The organism is Dactylosporangium sp. NPDC005572 (assembly GCF_040605515.1).
GTDB lineage: Bacteria > Actinomycetota > Actinomycetes > Mycobacteriales > Micromonosporaceae > Dactylosporangium.
Map to the genome: position 1 here is coordinate 36349 of NZ_JBEXCY010000017.1, position 19502 is coordinate 55850.

2 protein-coding genes are annotated in these 19502 nt (G+C 73.0%); both read left to right on the top strand.

Annotation, left to right across the window (positions count from 1 at the left end):
• Positions 1 to 98: 98 nt before the first annotated feature.
• Positions 99 to 14912, top strand: a complete 14814-nt coding sequence (locus ABZS66_RS11905) for an amino acid adenylation domain-containing protein (protein ID WP_354757099.1) — start codon at positions 99 to 101, stop codon at positions 14910 to 14912.
• Positions 14912 to 19489: an amino acid adenylation domain-containing protein gene (locus ABZS66_RS11910; protein WP_354757100.1), complete on the top strand. Its 4578-nt coding sequence runs from the start codon at positions 14912 to 14914 to the stop codon at positions 19487 to 19489. Before ABZS66_RS11905 ends, ABZS66_RS11910 begins: the two co-directional genes overlap by 1 nt.
• The last annotated feature ends 13 nt before the right edge of the window (positions 19490 to 19502 follow it).

Consider the following 19502-nt stretch of genomic DNA (forward strand, 5'->3'; position numbering starts at 1 on the left):
CCATGTCCGGGAACGGAATGGTTGGCAGCCTGTGCGAATCGCAGTATGGACCACCGCACCGGAGTTTCCGAAACTCGATGCTGACACGGGGAATTTCTATGCGCCTCAACAACTCCATCGTTGAAGTCATTCGCCGCAACGTGCACGAGCGCGGCGCCGACGTGACATATGAGTTCCTCGCTGACAGCGGGACGACGGGAACGACGCTCAGCATTCTCGAACTGGACCGACGGGCTCGGGCCGTGGCGGTCGCGCTGCTGCGCACCGGCACCCCCGGCGCACGCGTCATGTTGCTGTTCCCGCCCGGGGAACACTTCATCGTCGGCTTCCTCGCCACCCTGTACGCCGGCATGGTCGCCGTGCCCGTCTACCCGCCCGACCCGATGCGACTGGCCCGGACCCTGCCCCGGCTGCGGGCCGTGACGCAGAACTCGCAGGCCGAGATCGTGCTGTCGACCGGCCTGGTGCACCAGTTCACCGCGGTGCTGGTCGACCAGGCGCCGGAGCTGGCCCGGCTGCCGTGGCTGGTCGTCGAGGACGAGATGTCCGACGGCGCCGACGACTGGCGTGAGCCCGACCTGCGCCAGGACTCCGTTGCGCTGCTGCAGTACACCTCCGGCTCAACCGGCACCCCGCGAGGTGTCGTTGTCACGCACGAGAACCTGCTGGCCAACGGTCTGGCGATCGCCGACAACTTCGGCCTCGTCCGTGGCGACGTCACGGTCTCCTGGCTGCCGTTCTACCACGACATGGGCCTGCTCGGCGGTGTGCTGCAGCCGCTGCTGTTCGGCATGAACAACATCCTCATGTCACCGCTGGACTTCCTACGCCGCCCGATGCGCTGGCTGGAGACGATCTCGGCCCGCGGCGGCACGCTGAGCGGAGGACCCAACTTCGCCTTCGACCTGTGCGTGAGCAAGAGCACCGCGCAGGAGCGCGCCGCCCTCGACCTGTCGAGCTGGCGGGTGGCGTTCTGCGGTGCAGAGCCGGTCCGCCACCAGACCCTGACGCGGTTCACCGAGGCCTTCGCCGCCAGCGGGTTCGACCCCTCGGCGTTGCTGTCGTGCTACGGGCTCGCCGAGGCGACGCTGTTCGTCGCAGGCAGCGGCCGCGGGCGCGGACCGGAGCGGCTCCAGCTCGACCGGCAGGCGCTGGAGAAGGGGCGCGCGGAGCTCAGCCCGGACGGCGACCACGTGGTCTCCTCCGGCCGCGTCGCCGCCGACCACGCCGTCGCCGTCGTCGACCCGGAGACGGGTGAGGCGGTCGCCCCGGGCACCATCGGCGAACTGTGGGTCAGCGGCCCGTCCGTCGCCGCCGGCTACTGGTGCGACGACACCGCGACCGCGACCACGTTCGCCGCCCGACTCACCGGTGACCAGCGGGCCTACCTGCGCACCGGCGACCTCGGGTTCGTCCACGACGAGCAGCTCTACGTCACGGGACGACTCAAAGAGATGATGGTCGTGCGCGGCAGGAATCTCTACGCGACCGACCTCGAGGAGACCGCCGTCCTCGCCAGCGACCGGGCCCGCCCCGGCTGCGCCGCCGTGTTCTCGGTCGAGGCCGACGACGGCGAGCAGTGCGTCGTCTTCCAGGAGGTCACCGCGGACACGCCCGCGGACGAGCTGCCGCTGGTCGCCGACGCGATCGCCGCGGCGCTGCTGGACGAGCACGGCGTGACCATGCGCGACGTCGTCCTGCTCGCCCCGCGTAGCCTCGCGAAGACCTCCAGCGGCAAGGTGCAGCGCCTGGCCAGCCGGACCGCGTACCGCGACGGCGACGTCGAGGGCGAACTGTACCGCCGCTCCGCCGCCGACCCGGCGACGCGGGCGGAGGCGCTCACGTTCGGTTCGCGGGCCGAGCTGCTCGCGCTCAACGCCGAGCAGCGCATCGCCGCGATCGAGGACAGCCTCAGCCGCGCCGGCAGGCGCGCCGAGCGGGCCGTCACCGTCGCCGACCTCGACCTGGACTCCGTCGCGGCGATCGAGCTCGCGTTCACCATCGAGGAGCACCTGGGCGTCGTCGCCGACCCGAGCCTGCTGCTGCGGCCGGTGAGCCTGCGCGAGGTGGCGGCCACGATCGACGCCCGGCTGCGGGCACAGCCGCAGGAGACGGCCGCGGCGACACCGCGATCGGGGGACACCGAGCTCGTCCCGCTCTCGGCGGGCCAGCAGTCGCTGCTGTTCATCCGCGACCTCGAGGGCCCGGACACCCAGCAGAACGTCTCCGTCGCGGTCCGGCTGGCCGGACCGGTCGACGTCGAGGTGCTCGCCGACGCGGTGCGTCACGTCGGCGCCCGGCACCCCATCCTGACCTCCAGCTTCGGCGTGGACGGCAGCCGGCGCTGGCATCGGCTCGACCCGCAGCGACCGTTCGAGCTCGCCGTCGTCGACCTCGCCGGGCAGCCGGAGTCGGCGCTGCGCGAGCAGGTGGACGCGTGTGCCCTCGCCCCGTTCGACCTCGAACGCGGCGACGTGGCCCGGGCCGGGCTGTTCGTCGGCAGCGGCGCACCCGTGCTGGTGGTCGCGCAGCACCACGCGATCACAGACTTCTGGTCGGTGGTGACGTTCTTCGACGAGCTCGCCACCATCTACAGTGGACTTTCGCGCGGGCGGGAGCCCGTCCTGCCGGCGGTCGTCGGATACGAGGAGTTCGTCCGCTGGCAGCAGGACTACGAGCGCTCCGCGCAGTGGCAGGACGACCAGCGGTACTGGCTGGACCTGCTCTCCGGCGACGCGCACGCCCCGACGCTGCCCTACCAGGAGCAGCCCGGCCAAGGCATCGCCGGCCACCGGGTCACCGTCGGCCCCGAGGTGCTCGGCGAGCTCGAGCGCATCGCCGCCGGCTGCGGCACGACCCTGTTCACGGTGCTGCTGGCGGCCTTCGAGGTGCTCATCGGCGCGCACAGCGGCGAGGACGACTTCATCGTCGGCGTCACCACGACCGGCCGTCCGCAGGCGCGTTTCCGCAACACCCTGGGCTACTTCTCCAACACCGTCCCGGTGCGCGTCGGTCTGGACGCCCACGCCAGCGTCGCCGACCTGATCCGCAGCACCGGCGGGCAGCTGCGCGAGTCGCTGTCCCATGAGCACTTCCCGTACAGCCGGCTGGTCGAACTGCTGCGGGCGCGGGGCAACGTGTCGGCCGCCATCAACACCGCGGTCGTGTTCGAGCGGCCCCACAACGGCATCGGCAGCGACGTCACGTCAGTGATGTTCGGCGGCGGCACCGGGTCCACGTCGCTCAAGGACCTCACCCTGGAGCCGTTCCCGGTCACCGAGCTCGCCACCCAGTTCGACATCACGCTGCACGCCGTTCCCGCCGGCGACGGCATCCTCGCGCACCTGCTGGTGCGTGCCGACCGCTTCGACCCGGCGCTCGCCGAGCAGCTCGGGCAGCAGTACCTGGACCTGTTGGGGCAGCTGGCCGCGGGGGCGGAGGCGCCGATCGGGTCGCTGCGCCTCGCCGGGCGGACGGAGTCGTTGACCCGCGCCGCCGTCCCGGCCCGGACCCTGCCGGGCGTGACCTCGGTGCACGAGCTGTTCGAGGGGACCGCCGAGCGTATCCCCGACGAGGTCGCGATCGCCGCCGGTGACCTGGAGCTGACCTACGCGGAGGTGGAGCGGGCCGCCAACGCCCTGGCCCACGAGCTGCGGCAGGCCGGGCTGCGGCCCGAGGAAACGGTCGGGCTGTGCCTGCGCCGGTCGCCGGAGCTCATCATCGCGATGCTCGCCGTCATGAAGTCGGGCGCCGCGTTCGTCCCGCTCGACCCGAAACTGCCGCAGGCCCGCCTCATCGACATGGTCGGCGACGCGCGCTGCGCCCGCATCCTGTGCCACGCCGAGACGGCCGAGCTCGCGGGGCACCTGGGCGCGACCACCCGCGTTGACGCCCCGCGGCCGGATGCGGACCGCCCCGAGCTCGTCGTGTCCGGCGGCAGCCTCGCCTACGTCATCTTCACCTCCGGCTCCACCGGCCGGCCCAAAGGCGTCCAGATCGAGCACAGGTCGCTGGTGAGCTACCTGCTGTCCTTCCTGGACGCGATCGACGTGCGCCCCGGTGACCGGGTGCTGCAGTTCGCGCCGCTCACCTTCGACCCGTGCCTGGAGGAGATCTTCTCCGCCTGGATCCAGGGTGCGACGCTCGTCCTGCGCGACGAGTCGGTGCTGGACTCCCCGCAGCGGTTCTGGGCCTGGTGTGAGCAGCAGCGACTGACGCTGCTCGACGTGCCGACGGCCTTCTTCCACGTGCTGGTCAGTGCGTTGGGCGATGGGGTCACGGTGCCGCCGACCCTGCGCGCGGTCCTCATCGGCGGCGAGGCGACGCACCCCGACAAGCTCGCGCAGTGGTTCGCCGCCGACCGCGGGCACGTGTCGCTGTTCAACCGCTGGGGCACCACCGAGACGACCGTGTGCTCGACGGTGGCGCTGCTGCGCCCGGACTCGGGCCGGGGCGCCCGCGCCCGGGACGTCTCCATCGGCGCGGACATGACCGACGCGGTCGTCCACGTGCTCGACGCGGCGCTGCGGCCTGTCCCCGACGGCATCGTCGGCGAGGCGTACATCGGCGGCATCGGTGTCGGGCGCGGCTACGCCTCGATGCCGGGCCGCACGGCGGAGCGGTTCATCCCCGACCCGTTCGCGACCGAGCCGGGCCGGAGACTCTACGCCACCGGTGACCTGGTGCGCCGGGCCGGCGACGGCGAGCTGCGCTATGTCGGCCGTGCCGACCAGCAGGTGAAGGTGCGCGGCTACCGGATCGAGCTCGGCGAGATCGACGTGGTGCTGCGCCGCCACCCCCACGTGGTGGAGGCGGCGGTCATCGCGTTGCGCGGCTCCGGCGAGACCGAGCTCATCGCGGCCGTCACCGGCGCCGGGATCGATATCGCCCAGGTGCGCGACTGGATGCACCGGGAGCTGCCCAGCTACATGGTGCCGACCCGGCTGCTGACCCTGGAGCAGATCCCGCTCAACCCCAACGGCAAGGTCGACGCGGCCGCGCTGCGCGAGCTCGCCCACGAGGTGGCCCGGGCGGACAGCTCGGCGACGATGTCCCCGACCGAGCAGCGGCTCGCAGCCCTCTGGCGCGAAGTGCTCGAGGTCTCCGACGCCGGGCCCGACGACGACTTCTTCTCCCTCGGCGGGCACTCGCTGCGCGCCGCCGGCCTCAACACCAGCGTCCGCCGGGAGTTCGGCGTCGAACCGCCGCTGCGGATGTTCTTCGAGTCGGTCACCCTGCGCGCCCAGGCGACCCGCATCGACGAGCTCGCCGCCGCGGCCGGCGACACCGGGCCCGACGCGGCAGGTGCCGGCGAGACGGCCGACGCCGCGGCCGGTGTACCGGCGGGCACGGTCGAGCCACGGCTGTCACTGGGCCAGCGGCGGCTGTGGTTCCTGGAGAAGTTCGCACCCGGCTCCAGCGCCTACGTCGTGCCCGGCGTGCTGCGGCTGTACGGTGCGCTCGACCAGGATGCGCTGCGCGCCGCGCTCGACGCGGTCGTCGAGCGCCACCCACTGCTGCGCACCGGGTTCCGTGACGACGACGGCCGCCCGGTTCCCGTCGTGCGCGAGGGGCTGCGATGCCCGTTCGAGGTCCTCGACCGCAGCGGCAGCGCGCCGGCGCAGCGCGAGCCCGAGCTGGCGCGGCTCGCCGCCGGGTTCACCGGCCGGGCCTTCGACCTCGCCACGCCGCCGCTGATGCGCGCCGCGCTGGTGCGGTTCGCGCCGGACGAGCACGCCCTGCTGCTCGCGTTCCACCACATCGTCTCCGACGGCCGGTCGATCCAGGTCATCGCCGACGACCTGGCCGAGCTGTACGCCGGCGGCGCCGACGCGTCCGGCGGCCCGGCGCACGACTACACGCGGTGGGCCGTGCACGAGAGCGCCCGGCTGGAGTCCGAGACCGGCCGGCGCGGCCTGGAGTTCTGGGCGTCGCACCTGAGCGGCGCACCGCGCGCCCTGGACCTGCCGTTCGACCGGCCGCGGCCGGCCCTGCAGACGTTCTCCGGCGCGCGGGTACCGCTGAAGCTCAGTGCTGCGGACTCCGCGCTGCTGCGCAGTCTCGCCCGGGACCAGCAGGCGACCGTGTTCATGGTGCTCTCCGCCTGCCTCGCCTCGACCCTGAGCCGGCTCTCCGGCCAGCGGCGGGTCGTCATCGGCGTGCCCGACGCCAACCGCCCCGCGGACGGCGCCTACGACGACGTCGTCGGCTTCTTCGTCAACACGGTCCCGCTGTGCTTCGACGTGCCCGGCGGTGACACCGGGCGGAAGCTGCTGACGCGAACGCGGACCACGACCCTGGAGGCGATGCCGTGGATGTGGGTCCCGTTCTCCGCCATCGTCGAGGCGGTCGGCCACGAGCGTGACACCAGCCGCAGCCCGGTGTTCCAGGTCATCCTCGACGTCCACAGTGGAGCCCTCCCCGCCCCGGCCCTGCCCGGGCTGCGGGCCGAGACGGCGCCGCTGTACACCGGCACCGCCAAGACCGACCTGACGTTCGAGATCGCGGACGACGGCGGCGCGCTGAGCGGATGGCTCGAGTACAACTCGGATCTGTTCCATCCCGAGACCGCGCGGCAGATCGCCTGGCTGTTCAGCGAGACGGCTCAGGCGATCGCGCGGCGCCCGGACGAGCGCGTCGCGACACCGTCCGCCACCGCGTCCCTGCACCACTGGCCGCACGACAGGGCCGGGCAGCCCACCGTCGACACGTTCTGGGCACAGTTCACGCGGGTCACCGGCACCCGCGCGGACGCCACCGCGGTCGAGGACGGCGAGCGGGCGGTGACCTTCGCCGAGCTGTACGCGCAGGTCGAGCACGTCGCGCGGGTCGTCAGGCGGCGCTTCGACGTCGCGGCGGGTGACGTCGTCGCGGTGTCGGTCGAGCCGTCCATCGAGGCCGTGGTGGCGCTGCTGGCCGTGCAGCGCGCCGGCGGCGCCTACCTGCCGATCGACCCTGCCTACCCGGACGAGCGCCGGGCCTTCATGCTCGCGGACTCCGGTGCCCGCGGCGTGCTCACCCGCGAGCTGGTCGAGGCCGCGCTGAGCGAGCCGCCGACCGCCGACCCGCTGCCGAGCGCCGATCCAGGCTCGGCCGCCTACCTGATGTACACCTCGGGCTCCACCGGCCGGCCCAAGGGTGTGCTCGTCGCGCACCGCAGCCTGGCCAACCTCACCGCCGCGCAGGGCCCATGCTTCGGCATCGGCGCGGACTCACGGATGCTGCAGTTCGCTAGCCTCAGCTTCGACGCCTCGGTCTGGGAGATCTTCTCCACCCTCGCCGCCGGCGGCACGCTGTGCGTCGTCAGGCGTGCGCACGCGCTGGTCGGTGAGGCGCTGGCCGACGTCCTCGCCGAGCGTGACATCACCATCTGTCTGCTGCCGTCGTCGGTGATCGCGTCGCTGCCGGACCGGGCACTGCCCCGGCTGGCGACGCTCGTCTCCGGTGGCGAGGCGGTCCGCGGCGAACTGGTCGCCCGGTGGGCGCCCGGTCGTCGTTTCGTCAACGCCTACGGCCCCACCGAGTGCACGGTCGCCGTCACCGCCGCCGACTGCCTGCCGGGCGATCCCGCCTCGCTCGGCTCGGTCCTGCCGAACGGGGCCGCGTACATCCTGGACGCCGACCTGCGCCCGGTGGTGACCGGTGCCATCGGTGAGCTGTACGCCGGCGGCGCCGGCCTGGCCGTGGGCTACCACCGCCGGCCCGGACTGACCGCCGAGCGGTTCCTGCCCGACCCGTTCGCCGCCGTCCCCGGCGCGCGGATGTACCGCACCGGCGACCTCGTCCGGGTTCGTGCGGACGGCACGGTCGACTACTGCGGCCGCGCCGACAGCCAGCTGAAGCTGCGCGGTTTCCGCATCGAGCCGGGTGAGATCGAGTCGGTCCTGCTGGCGCAGCCCGGTGTGGCCGAGGCCGTGGTCCGCCAGGCGGACGAGGTGCTGGTGGCCTACGTCGAGTCGGCCGAGCCCGAGGTGACTCCACAGGCGCTCGAACGGGCCTGCGCGGCCGTGCTGCCGGCGCACATGGTGCCGGTCGCCTACACCGTGCGGTCCGAACTGCCCCGGCTGCCGGGCGGCAAGCTCGACATGAGCCGGTTGGGCCGCCCGCACCGAGACGACTACGTCAACGCCGCGTTCGCCGAGCCGGAGTCGCCGACGGAGCGTGCCGTCGGCCGGATCTGGTCGGAGATCCTCGAGGTCGGCGCGGTCGGCGCCGGCGACGACTTCTTCGCCCTCGGCGGGCACTCCCTGCTCGCCACCGTGATCACCTCCCGGGTGCGGGAGGAGCTCGGCCGGGACGTGCCGCTGCGCACGTTGTTCGAGACGCCCGTGCTGCGTGACTACGCCGCTCGCTGCGACGCCGCGGCGAGCGGCCCGGCGGACGGGGTCGCCGCGTACACCGGCCCGGGCGACGCACCGCTGTCGGTCATGCAGGAGCGGCTGTGGGTGCTGGAGCAGCTGGAGCGCGACGCCGGCCAGCGCGCCACCAGCGGCCGCTACCACCTGGCCGGCGCGATCCGGCTGGCGGGCCGGCTCGACGAGGCCGCCCTGCAACGCGCCGTCGACCGGCTCGTCGACCGGCACACCACGCTGCGCACCGTCGTCATCGACGAGGAGGGGCTGCCTTCCCAGCGGGTCCTGCCGCACGTCGAGATCCCGCTGTCACGCACCGTGCTGCGCGGGGCGGACACCCGGGAGAGGATCGCCGAGGCGCTGGACATCGTCGCCCGTGAGGCAGCCACGCCGATGGACCTCACCGCCGGGCCACTGCTGCGGATCCGGCTGCTCACGATCGACCCCGAGGACACGGTGCTGGTGCTGACGCTGCACCACATCGTCGGCGACGGCTGGTCGATGGAGATCCTCAAGCGCGACCTGGCCGTGTACTACTCGCACGAGGCCGGCGGCCCGGCGGAGCTGTCGCTGCCGCCGCTCGACGTGACCTACCAGGACTTCGCCCGGTGGCAGCGTCACCAGCTCGACTCCGGTGCGCTGGAGGACTCCATCAGCCACTGGACCGAGCGGCTGGAAGGCCTGCCCAACCTCGTGCTGCCGGCGACCCGCACCGGGTCGGCCGACGCGAACCCGGACGGCAACCGGGTGCGGGCCGGCATTCCGGCGCCGCTGCGGGCACAGCTCGAGCGGCTCGCCGCCGCGTCCGGCGGCACGCTGTTCATGGTGCTGGCGGCCGCGCTGCAGGTGACCCTGGGCCGGCGGTCCGGCCAGCGTGACTTCGCCATCGGCGCCCCCATCGCCGGTCGCGGGCAGCGCGAGGTCCAGGACCTCATCGGCTTCTTCATCAACTCGGTGGTGCTGCGCGCCGACCTGACCGGCAACCCCACGTTCGGGGAGCTGCTCGACCGGGTCCGCAGCAGCACCCTCGACGCGTACGAGCACCAGGACGTCCCGTTCGAGACGCTGGTCGGCAGGCTGGCGCCGGAGCGGGACCTCACCACCACGCCGCTGTTCCAGGTGTACCTCAACCTGCTCAACATCCCGCAGCACGACGCCGGTCTGACGGGCCTGGAGGCCAGCCCGTTCTCCACGCCGGACCTCGGCGCCAAGTTCGACCTGACGTTCTACGTCGAGCCGGGCGACGAGCTGACCCTCGACCTCGTCTACGCCGCCGACAGGTTCGACGCGGCCTCGATGCGGGAACTGCTCGCCCAGTGGATCCGGGTGCTGGAGCAGGCCGCCGAGGACAGCGGCCGCCCGATCGACGAGCTGCGGCTGGACACGCCGCTGGCTCGCCGGCAGCTGCCCGACCTCACCGCGACGCTCGACGCGACCTGGATGGGCTCCGTCGTCGAGCGGTTCGAGGACTGGGCCGAGCGGGAACCGCAGCGCATGGCCCTCATGGAGCCCGGACAGGACCTCAGCTACGGTGACCTGGCCTGGGCGACCGCGGCACTGTCCGGCATCCTGACCCAGCACGGGGTGGCCAAGGGCGACGTGGTCGCCATCTACGGCGCGCGTGGCGCGTCGTTGGTCTGGGCGATCCTGTCCGTGCTGCGCACCGGGGCCTCGTTCGCCATCGTCGATCCCAGCTACCCGGCCGGTCGAATCGCCGACTGCCTCGAGGTCGCCCAGCCGTCGGCGTTCCTGCAGCTGGCGGCGGCCGGGGCGGTGCCGCTGCCGGTGGAGACGGCGCTGCAGGCGTTCCCGCTGCGCTGCCGCTTCGAGCTGCCCAGCCGGCTCGACGACGCCCGGCATCTCGTCCCGGCCGGCATGCAGCGCACCGCTCCCGTCGCGGTCACCGCCGACGACTGCGCCTACATCGCCTTCACGTCCGGGTCGACCGGCAAGCCGAAGGGCATCCGCGGCCGCCACGGATCGTTGACGCACTTCGTGCCGTGGATGGTCGAGACGTTCGGGCTGCGCGACACCGACCGCTACAGCATGTTGTCCGGGATCAGCCACGATCCGCTGCATCGTGAGGTGTTCACGCCGCTGTGCACGGGCGCGACGATCTGCGTCCCCGCGCAGGCCGACATCGAGACCCCGGGCCGGCTCGCGCAGTGGTTCCGCACCGCCCAGGTCTCCGTCGGCCACCTCACACCGCCGATGGCGCGGCTGTTCAACCAGCTCACCATCGCCCCCGGCACGCTGCCGTTGCTGGAGCGGGTCTTCTTCCTCGGTGACGCGCTCACCAGCCGTGACGTGCGGGCCATCGCCCGGATGGCGGGCTCGTCGACGTGCGTCAACCTGTACGGCTCGACCGAGTCACAGCGGGCGGTCGGCTACTTCGTCGTGCCGGCCGCGGACAGCACCGCCGAGGAGGATCCGGGCGTCACCTACCCGCTCGGCCGCGGCATGCGGGACGTGCAGCTGCTGGTCCTCACCGAGGCGGGCAACCTCGCGGGTGTCGGCGAGGCCGGCGAGATCGTCATCCGCTCGCCGCACATCGCGCTGGGCTACGCCGGCGACGAGCGGCTCACCGCCGCGAAGTTCGTGCGCAACCCGTTCACCGGCGACGCCGCAGACCGCATGTACCGCACCGGCGACATCGGCCGCTACGCGATCGACGGTGTCGTCGTGCCGCTCGGACGGGCGGACAACCAGGTGAAGATCCGTGGCTACCGGGTCGAGACCGACGAGGTCCAGCACGTCGTCTGCGCCGCGCCGGGTGTGCGCGACGCGCTCGTCGTGGCGCGGGAGGACGCCGGCGGCGAGACGGTCCTGGCCGCCTATGTGATCCCGGACGCGGGCACGGCCAAACTGATCGGCAACGACGTGAAGGCGTTCGTCCGTTCGCGGCTGCCGGAGTACATGGTGCCGGCCTCCGTGGTGGCTCTCGACGCGTTCCCGCTGACCCCGAACCGCAAGATCGACCGGGCGGCCCTGCCGGACCTGTCGACCCAGGCCGCGGCGCAGGACGACAGCCCCGAGGCGGCGTTGACGCCGACGGAGGAACTGGTCGCCGGCGTGTGGCAGGACGTCCTGGGCGCGCCTCGGGTGTCGCCCGAGGACAACTTCTTCAACCTGGGCGGCCACTCGCTGATGGCAACGCAGGTCGTGTCGCGCATCCGGCGGGTGTTCGACTGCGAGATCGCGCTGCGCACGCTGTTCGAGCTGCAGACGGTCCGGCAGCTTGCCGCGCACATCGACGGCATGGCCCGCGGCGCGGCCCCGGCCGAGCCGGTCGTCGCGCTGCCCCGCACCGGCCCGCTGCCGTCGTCGTACGGCCAGGAGCGGCTGTGGATCCTCGACCAGCTCGAGGGCGACACGGGGGCGTACAACAGCGCCACCGTCGTCCGGTTGCGCGGGCCGCTGGACACGGACGCGCTGGCCGCCACGCTCGACGAGCTTGTCGCGCGGCATGAGGTGCTGCGGACCCGGCTGGTCATGCGCGACGGCGTGGTGTCGCAGGTCGTCGAGGACATCGCAGCCGTCACCATGCCTCTGGCGCACGTCGATCTGGGCGGCGAGCCCGACGAGACGGTCGAGCGGCGCTGGCAGCAGTGCGTCCAGGACGCCGCAGGCAAGCGCTTCGATCTCGACCGGGCGCCGCTGGAACAGGCGACGCTCATCCGCATCCGCGACGAGGACCACGTGTTCGTGCTGACCGTCCACCACGTCGTCGCCGACGGCTGGGGGCTCCAGGTGCTCGTACGGGACTTCGCGGCCCTGTACCAGGCCCGCTGCCTGAACACGGCGTCGCCACTGCCGCCGCTGGACGTGCAGTACGCCGACTGGTCCGCGTGGCAGCGGGCCCGGGTCGAGCAGGGCGACTACCAGTCGCAGCTGGACTTCTGGTGCGCCACCCTGGCGGACCCGGCGCCGCTGCTGGAGTTCCCGGCTCAGCGCCCCCGGCCGGCGACCATGAGCAGCCAGGGCCTGACGATTCGCCGGGTCATCGGCAGTGACCTGGTCAACGACGTCCGGCGGATCGGTCGGGCGCACAACGCGACGCTCTTCATGACGCTGCTCGCCGCGTTCAACACGCAGCTGCATCGCTACAGCGGCGCCCGGGACATCACGGTCGCCACCCCGGTGTCGACCCGCTCGGTCGAGACCGAGAACATCGTCGGGTTCTTCGTCAACACCATCGTGTTCCGCAACCAGCTGTCCGGTGACGAGCCGTTCACCGCGCTGCTGGACCGGGTCCGGGCGACGACGCTGTCGGCCTACGCCAACCAGGACGTCCCGTTCGACCGGGTCGTCGACGCGCTGCAGCCGAGCCGGGACCTGAGCCGCAGCCCGCTGTTCCAGGTCATGTTCGTGCTGCACAACGCCCCGTACTCGGAGATCGACCTCGGCGACCTGAAGCTGGAGCGGCTGCACGCCCCGGCCGGCACGGCGAAGTTCGACCTGAGCTTCGACCTGGCCGAGGAGAAGAACGGCCTGCACGCGACGCTGGAGCTCAACGCGGACCTGTTCGACGCCGAGACCGGCGAGCAGCTCCTGGACCACTTCGAGGCGCTGCTGCGCAGCATCGCCGAGGCCCCTCAGCACCCGCTCAACGCCCTCGAGCTGCGGCCGGCGGAGGAGCTGCGAGCGCAGGCGGCCCTCTGCGCGGGGCCTGCGGCCTTCACACCGCCGAGCACCGCCGAGGCGCTGCAGCGGTGGGCCGAGCGGACCCCGGACGCACCGGCCGTCGTCGACGGCGCCAGGGTCTGGAGCTACCGGGAGCTGCGCGACGTCGTGGCCGGGCTGGCCGACCGGCTCTCCGCGCTGGTCACCGGCGCCGAACCGGCGGTCGTGGTGTCCGCCCGGCGCTCGGCGGAGCACATCGCCGTGGCGCTGGCCTGCGGTGAGATCGGCGCGACGTACGTGCCGGTCAGCCCGGGGCTGCCGGACCAGCGTGTCACCGCGATGCTCGACCGGCTCGGCGACGCGGTCGTGGCCACCGACGTCGGGGCGGCGGACCGGTTCGACGCGCTGGCCGGCGACCGGCCGCGGCTGCGGCTCGACGAGCCGGTCACCGGGGAGCGGACCCTGGGGCTGCACCGGTACGACCCCCGGCACCGCGCCTACGTCATCTTCACCTCCGGGACGACCGGTGAGCCCAAGGGTGTCGAGATCGAGCAGGGCGGCCTGCTCAACCACCTCGAGCTGATGGCGCAGGATCTGGACCTTGCCGCGGGTGACGTCATCGCGCAGACCGCGTCGCAGTCCTTCGACATCTCCGTGTGGCAGATGCTGGTGGCGGTCATGCGCGGTGCGACCGTGGTCGTCAGCGACGACGACACCAGCCGCGACGCGGCGGCGCTGACCGCACTCGTGCGCGACCGCGGGGTCACCGTCCTGCAGCTCGTGCCCGCGATGATCCGGACGCTGCTGGACCGGGCCGCCGGGACGGACCGGGCCGACACGGCCGGTCTGGGCAGCCTGCGGTACCTGATCGCGACCGGTGAGGCGCTGCCGCCGGACCTGTGCGCGGACTGGCTGCGCCGCTTCCCCGGCATCCCGATGGTCAACGCCTACGGGCCGGCGGAGTGCTCCGACGACACCCACCTGGCGCTGCTGACCAGCCCGCCACCGACCGACCGCGCCGTCACCATCGGCCACCCGGTCGCAGGCGTGACCAGTTACGTCGTCAACGAGGACGGGTGGGCCCAGCCGCTCGGGGTGCCCGGCGAACTCGCCATCGGCGGTCTCGTGGTCGGCCGCGGCTACCTCGGCGACCCGCGGGTCACCGCGGACCGGTTCGTTCCCGACCCGTACGCCACCGAGCCCGGCGCCCGGCTGTACCGCACCGGCGACCGCGCCCGGCTGCTGCGCGACGGGCGGCTGGAGTTCCTCGGCCGCCTCGACGAACAGCTCAAGGTGCGCGGTTTTCGGATCGAGGCGGGTGAGGTCGAGACGGCGCTGCGCGCGGTGCCGGGCGTGACCGAGGCCGCCGTCGTGGTCCGCGGCGGTGACGACGAGCCGAGCCTGACGGCGTGCGTCGCCGGCACCGAGCGCGACCCGGCCGCGATCGCCGCCGCCCTGGCGGCCCGCCTGCCGCGGTACATGATCCCCGGTGGCTACGTGTTCGTCGACGACCTGCCGCGCACCCCCAACGGCAAGGTCGACCGCTCCGCGCTGCTCGCCGACGACCTGGTGGTCGAGCGCGTCCGGCGGCACTACGAGGACCTGACCGGCCCCGTCGAGCGGCTCGTCGCGGCGGCGTTCGAGACGTTGCTGGGCGCGACACCCGTCGGCGCCCTCGACGACTTCTTCGAACTGGGCGGCCACTCCCTGCTCGCCACCCGGCTGGTGTCGGAGCTGTCCACGCAGACGGACGTCGAACTGCCGCTGCGGGCCGTCTTCGAACGCTCCACCGTGCGCGGCATCGCCGGCGCCCTGCAGGAGCGGCAGCTGGAGAGCCTCAGCGACGAGGAGCGCCTGGAGTTCGAGGAACTGCTGGGGCAATTGACCGACGACGAGGCACGCGCCCTGCTGACCCCCGAACCCGAGAGCGAGGCGTGATGACGCAGACCGAGGCAGAGCAGGGCCTCCTGCAGCAGCGGGGCCCGTTGCAGAGCCTGTCCGACGCCAAGCGCGATCTGCTGGCCTCCCTGCTGCTCGACCGTGGTCGCAAGCGGGCCGTGGAGCGGCTGATCCACCGCCGCGACCCGCAGCAGCCCTGCCCGCTCTCCCGAGGCCAGGAACAGCTCTGGATCGCCGAGTCCCTCGCGGACGGGCAGCCGCTGTACAACGTGCCCTACGGCGTCCGGCTCCGCGGTGACCTGTCGGTGCCCGCCCTGCGCACCGTGCTGGAGGGTGTCGTCACCCGGCATGCCGTCCTGCGCACGGTGTACCACCAGCACCCGGACGGCTCGCTCGAGCAGGTGGTGCAGCCGGCCGGGCCGGTCGACCTGCCGGTCGAGGATGTCGACAGCGAGGAGGCCGCGTTCGCCGCCGCGCAGCGCGAGGCGGCCGCCCCGATCGACCTGCGCCACGGTCCGGTGCTGCACGGGCGCCTGCTGCGCATCACCGCCGAGGACCACCTGCTGGTCCTCGTCGTGCACCACATCGCCACCGACGCCTGGTCGGTCGGGGTCCTGCTGGAGGAGCTCGCGGAGCTGTACGACGCGGCGAGCACCGGGCGGCCGCCGAAGGTCGCCGAGCTGGACATCGACTACGCCGACGCCGCCGCGCACGACCGCGCCCGGGAGCCCGCCGACCACGACGAGCTCGTCGGGCAGTGGCGGGAGCAGCTGCACGGCGCGGAGCCGCTGGCCCTGGCGCCGGGCGTGGACCGCGCCACCGCCAGGACCGGCCGGCGCATCCGCCGTCAGTGGGACGCGCAGCTCGGCCGGGACCTGCAGCGCACCGCCGGCGCGCACCGCTCGACGTCGTTCAACGTCATGCTCACCGCCTTTGCCGTACTGCTGCACCGCTACACCGGCGTCTCCCGGTTCGCGATCGGCACCGTCATGGCCAACCGTAACCGGCAGACCGAGCGCCTCATCGGCTACTTCGCCAACACGGTGCCGGTCGTCGCGGACGTGGCGCCACGGGACAGCCTGGCCGCCGTCCTGGCCCGGATCACCGACCGGTCACTCTGGGCGCGCGAGCATCAGATGCCCTTCGACGTTCTCGTCGACGGCCTCGCGCCGCAGCGCAGCCTCGCCGAGAGCCCGCTGTTCGAGGCGATGTTCGTGTTCAACAACGGCCCCGGGCGCGAGCTGCATCTGCCGGGTCTGTCACTCGCCCCGGCCCATCTGCACTCCAGCACCGCGAAGTTCCCCCTCGACCTGTCGTGCGCGGTCACCGACGGCGAGGTCCTGGTGTCGCTGGAGTTCGACGAGTCGGTGCTGGACACCGAGGCCGCCGAGCGTCTGCTCGACCACTACCACCGGCTGCTCACCATGCTCTGCGCCGCCGCGACCGACCGGGTCGGCGACCTGGAGCTGCTCACCCCGCAGGAGCGGGACCTCGTCGTCGGCGCGTGGAACCGCACCGAGGAGCGCTTCCCCGCCGACATGACCGCGCACGGACTGTTCGAGGCGTGGGCGGACCGACAGCCGGACGCACCCGCCGTCATCTGCGGTGACGTGACGGTCAGCTACGCCGAGCTGGACGCCCGGGCCAACCAGCTCGGCCACGTGCTGCTGGCGCGCGGCTGCGGCCGCCACGACCGCGTCGGGGTCTGCCTGGAGCGCGGTGTCGACCTCGTCGTCGCACAGCTGGCGATCGCCAAGATCGGTGCCGGCTACGTGCCGCTGGACCCCCGGTACCCCGCCGACCGCCTCCGCTGGATGCTCGCCGACTCCGGAGCCCGGATCGTCGTCGGCGGTGCCGCCGGGTTCGCCACCGACGAGCTGACGGTCCTCGACGCCGGAGCCGGCGACGGGAGCCCCACCACCCGGCCGGACCGCGCGGTGCGCCCCACCGACCTGCTGTACCTGATCTACACGTCAGGCTCGACGGGCCGGCCCAAGGGTGTCCTGCTCGACCATCGGGGACGGATCAACAACTTCACCGACTTCAACCGGCGCTTCGACGTCGGACCGGCGGACCGGGTCTTCGGCGTGTCGGCGCTGGCGTTCGACATGAGCGCCTACGACGTCTTCGGCACCCTCATGGCCGGCGCGGCCGTGGTGTTCCCGCAGCCCCGGGACGAACGCTCACCGGACCGCTGGATCGAGACGATCGAGCGCGAGCGGGTCACCGTCTGGCACTCGGTACCGGCGCTGTTCGGGCTGCTCGTCGAGGAGGCGGAGGCCCGCGACGGTGCGCGGCTGCCGATCCGGCTGGTGCTGCTCGGCGGTGACTGGATCCCACTGTCGCTGCCCCAGCGCGCCGCCCGCCGGCTGCGCGCGGACGCACAGCTGGTGAGCATGGGCGGAGCCACCGAGGTTTCGATGGACTCCACCATCTACCGCATCGACCGCGTCGACCCGCGCTGGCGGAGCATCCCGTACGGGGCGCCGATGGCCAACCAGACCGCCTACGTGCTCGACCCGGCGCTGCGCCCGCTGCCCGTCGGGGTGGCCGGCGAGCTGTACCTCGGCGGTGCCGGCGTCGGCTGGGGCTACCACCACCGGCCGTCGCTGACCGCCGAGCGGTTCGTGCCGGACCCGTTCAGTGACGTTGCCGGGACCCGGCTGTACCGCACCGGCGACCGCGCCCGGTGGATGCCCGACGGCAACCTGGAGCTGCTCGGCCGGATCGACTTCCAGATCAAGATCAATGGATACCGGGTCGAGACCGGCGAGGTCGAGGCGGCCCTGCGGGACCTGCTCGGCGGCGGGTCCGGTCTGGTCACCGCGCACGGTGCGCGGGACGGCGTGAAGACGCTCGTCGCGTACCTCGTCACCCCGCCCGGCACGCGCAGCCCCGACGACGAGGCGCTCAAGCGGGCGCTGGCGGCGCGGTTGCCCGAGCACATGGTGCCCGGCGCGTTCGTCCGGCTGGAGACCTTCCCGCTGACCCCCAACGGCAAGATCGACCGCAAGGCGCTGCCGGTGCCGACGGTGGCCGCCCCGGCCGGGCGCGCCGCGGCCACGGACACCGAGCGGCGGCTGGTGACGCTGTGGCGCGACGTCCTGCAGACCGACGACGTCCCCGTCGACGCGGGCTTCTTCTCCCTCGGCGGCAACTCGATCGGCGTCATCAGGATGGCGAGCGCCGCCCGCCGCGGCGGGCTGCCGGTCACACCGAGGATGGTGTTCGCCCACCAGACGATCGAAGCGCTCGCGAAGGCCCTCGACGAGGACGACACCGTCGCCCCGGTGAGCGTACCGGCGCAGGGGCCGCACGCCGGCCTCCTGCCGACGCCCATGCAGCGGCACATGCTCGACGTCCTCGAGCGCGCCTGGGTGCCCGGCCTGTACCAGATGCAGTCCACGATGGAGCTGCCCTTCGACGTCGACCCGGTCGGCTTCACCACCGCCTGGCGCGAACTGTCCCGGCGGCACGCGAGCCTGCGCACCGGATTCCGCCGGCGCGACGACGGCACCTGGCTGCGGGTCGTCGCCGACACCCTCGACCCGGTCGTCGAGGTGCTCGACTGGCACGACCGGGAGACGGGAGCGGTCGCCGACGAGCTCATCGCACTGCTGGAGCACGAGCGGTCCGGCCGCACCGACGTCACCGCCGTGCCGCTGTGGCGGGTCTGGCTGGTGCGCGGGCCGTCGTCGTGGTGGATGGGGCAGGTGCAGAGCTACCTGCTCGCCGACGGCTGGTCCAACCTGGTGCTGCTCGACGAGCTGCTGGCGCTGTACCTCGCCGCGGTCACCGGGCAGCCGGCCGCGCTGTCGCCCGTGCCGCACGACGTCGTCGACGACGCCGATCCCGCCGCGGACGCCGCCTTTTGGCGACAGCGGCTCGACGGCGCGCGGCCGTCGAGGCTCGCGGCGGCCCCGGGTGCGCTCGGCCCGTCCCGCTTCAGCCGCCTGACGACCGCACTGGACGCACCGGTCGCCGACGCGCTGCGCGCCCGGGCCGCCGAGCACGGGCACACGGTGTCGACCCTCGTGTGCGCCGGCTGGGCATTGACCGCGGCGGCCCGGCTGAACCGCACCGACGTGACCGTCGGGGTGGTCTCGGCCGGCCGCGACCGTGGCGTCGACGAGCGGGCGGTCGGCATGTTCGTCTCGGCGCTGCCGGTGCGCGTGTCGATCGATCCGGACGAGTCGCTCACGGCCCTGTTCGACCGCTTCCAGCTGGCCCGGGTCGAGGGTGCCGAGCACGCGTCGGTGCCGACCGGTGCGTTGCAGGGCACGGATGACGGCGGGCCGCTGTTCGACTCCGTGGTCGTCGTGGCGAACTACCCGGTGTCGCCCGCACTGCAGGCGCAACAGACGTCGAACACGCCGGACGGCACCCAGCGCGACGGCACCCGCAACCAGACCGAGTTCTCCGTACGCCTGGACGTCACGGAGGACCCGCGACCACGGATCGTCTTGTCCTACTACAACGACCGTCTCGAAGACATGGGAGCCCACCGGTTGCTCGAGGGCTACCTCGCGGTGCTCGGCGCCATCGCGGGCAGCACCGCGGTCACCACCGGACAGGCGCTTCTGTTCCTGCGACCCACGACAGGAGACCATCAATGACGAAGACGACCGA

Bases quoted from the DNA above. Each gene is read 5' to 3' on its own strand.
- ABZS66_RS11910 (WP_354757100.1), top strand. From the start codon at position 14,912: ATGACGCAGACCGAGGCAGAGCAGGGCCTCCTGCAGCAGCGGGGCCCG.
- ABZS66_RS11905 (WP_354757099.1), top strand. From the start codon at position 99: ATGCGCCTCAACAACTCCATCGTTGAAGTCATTCGCCGCAACGTGCAC.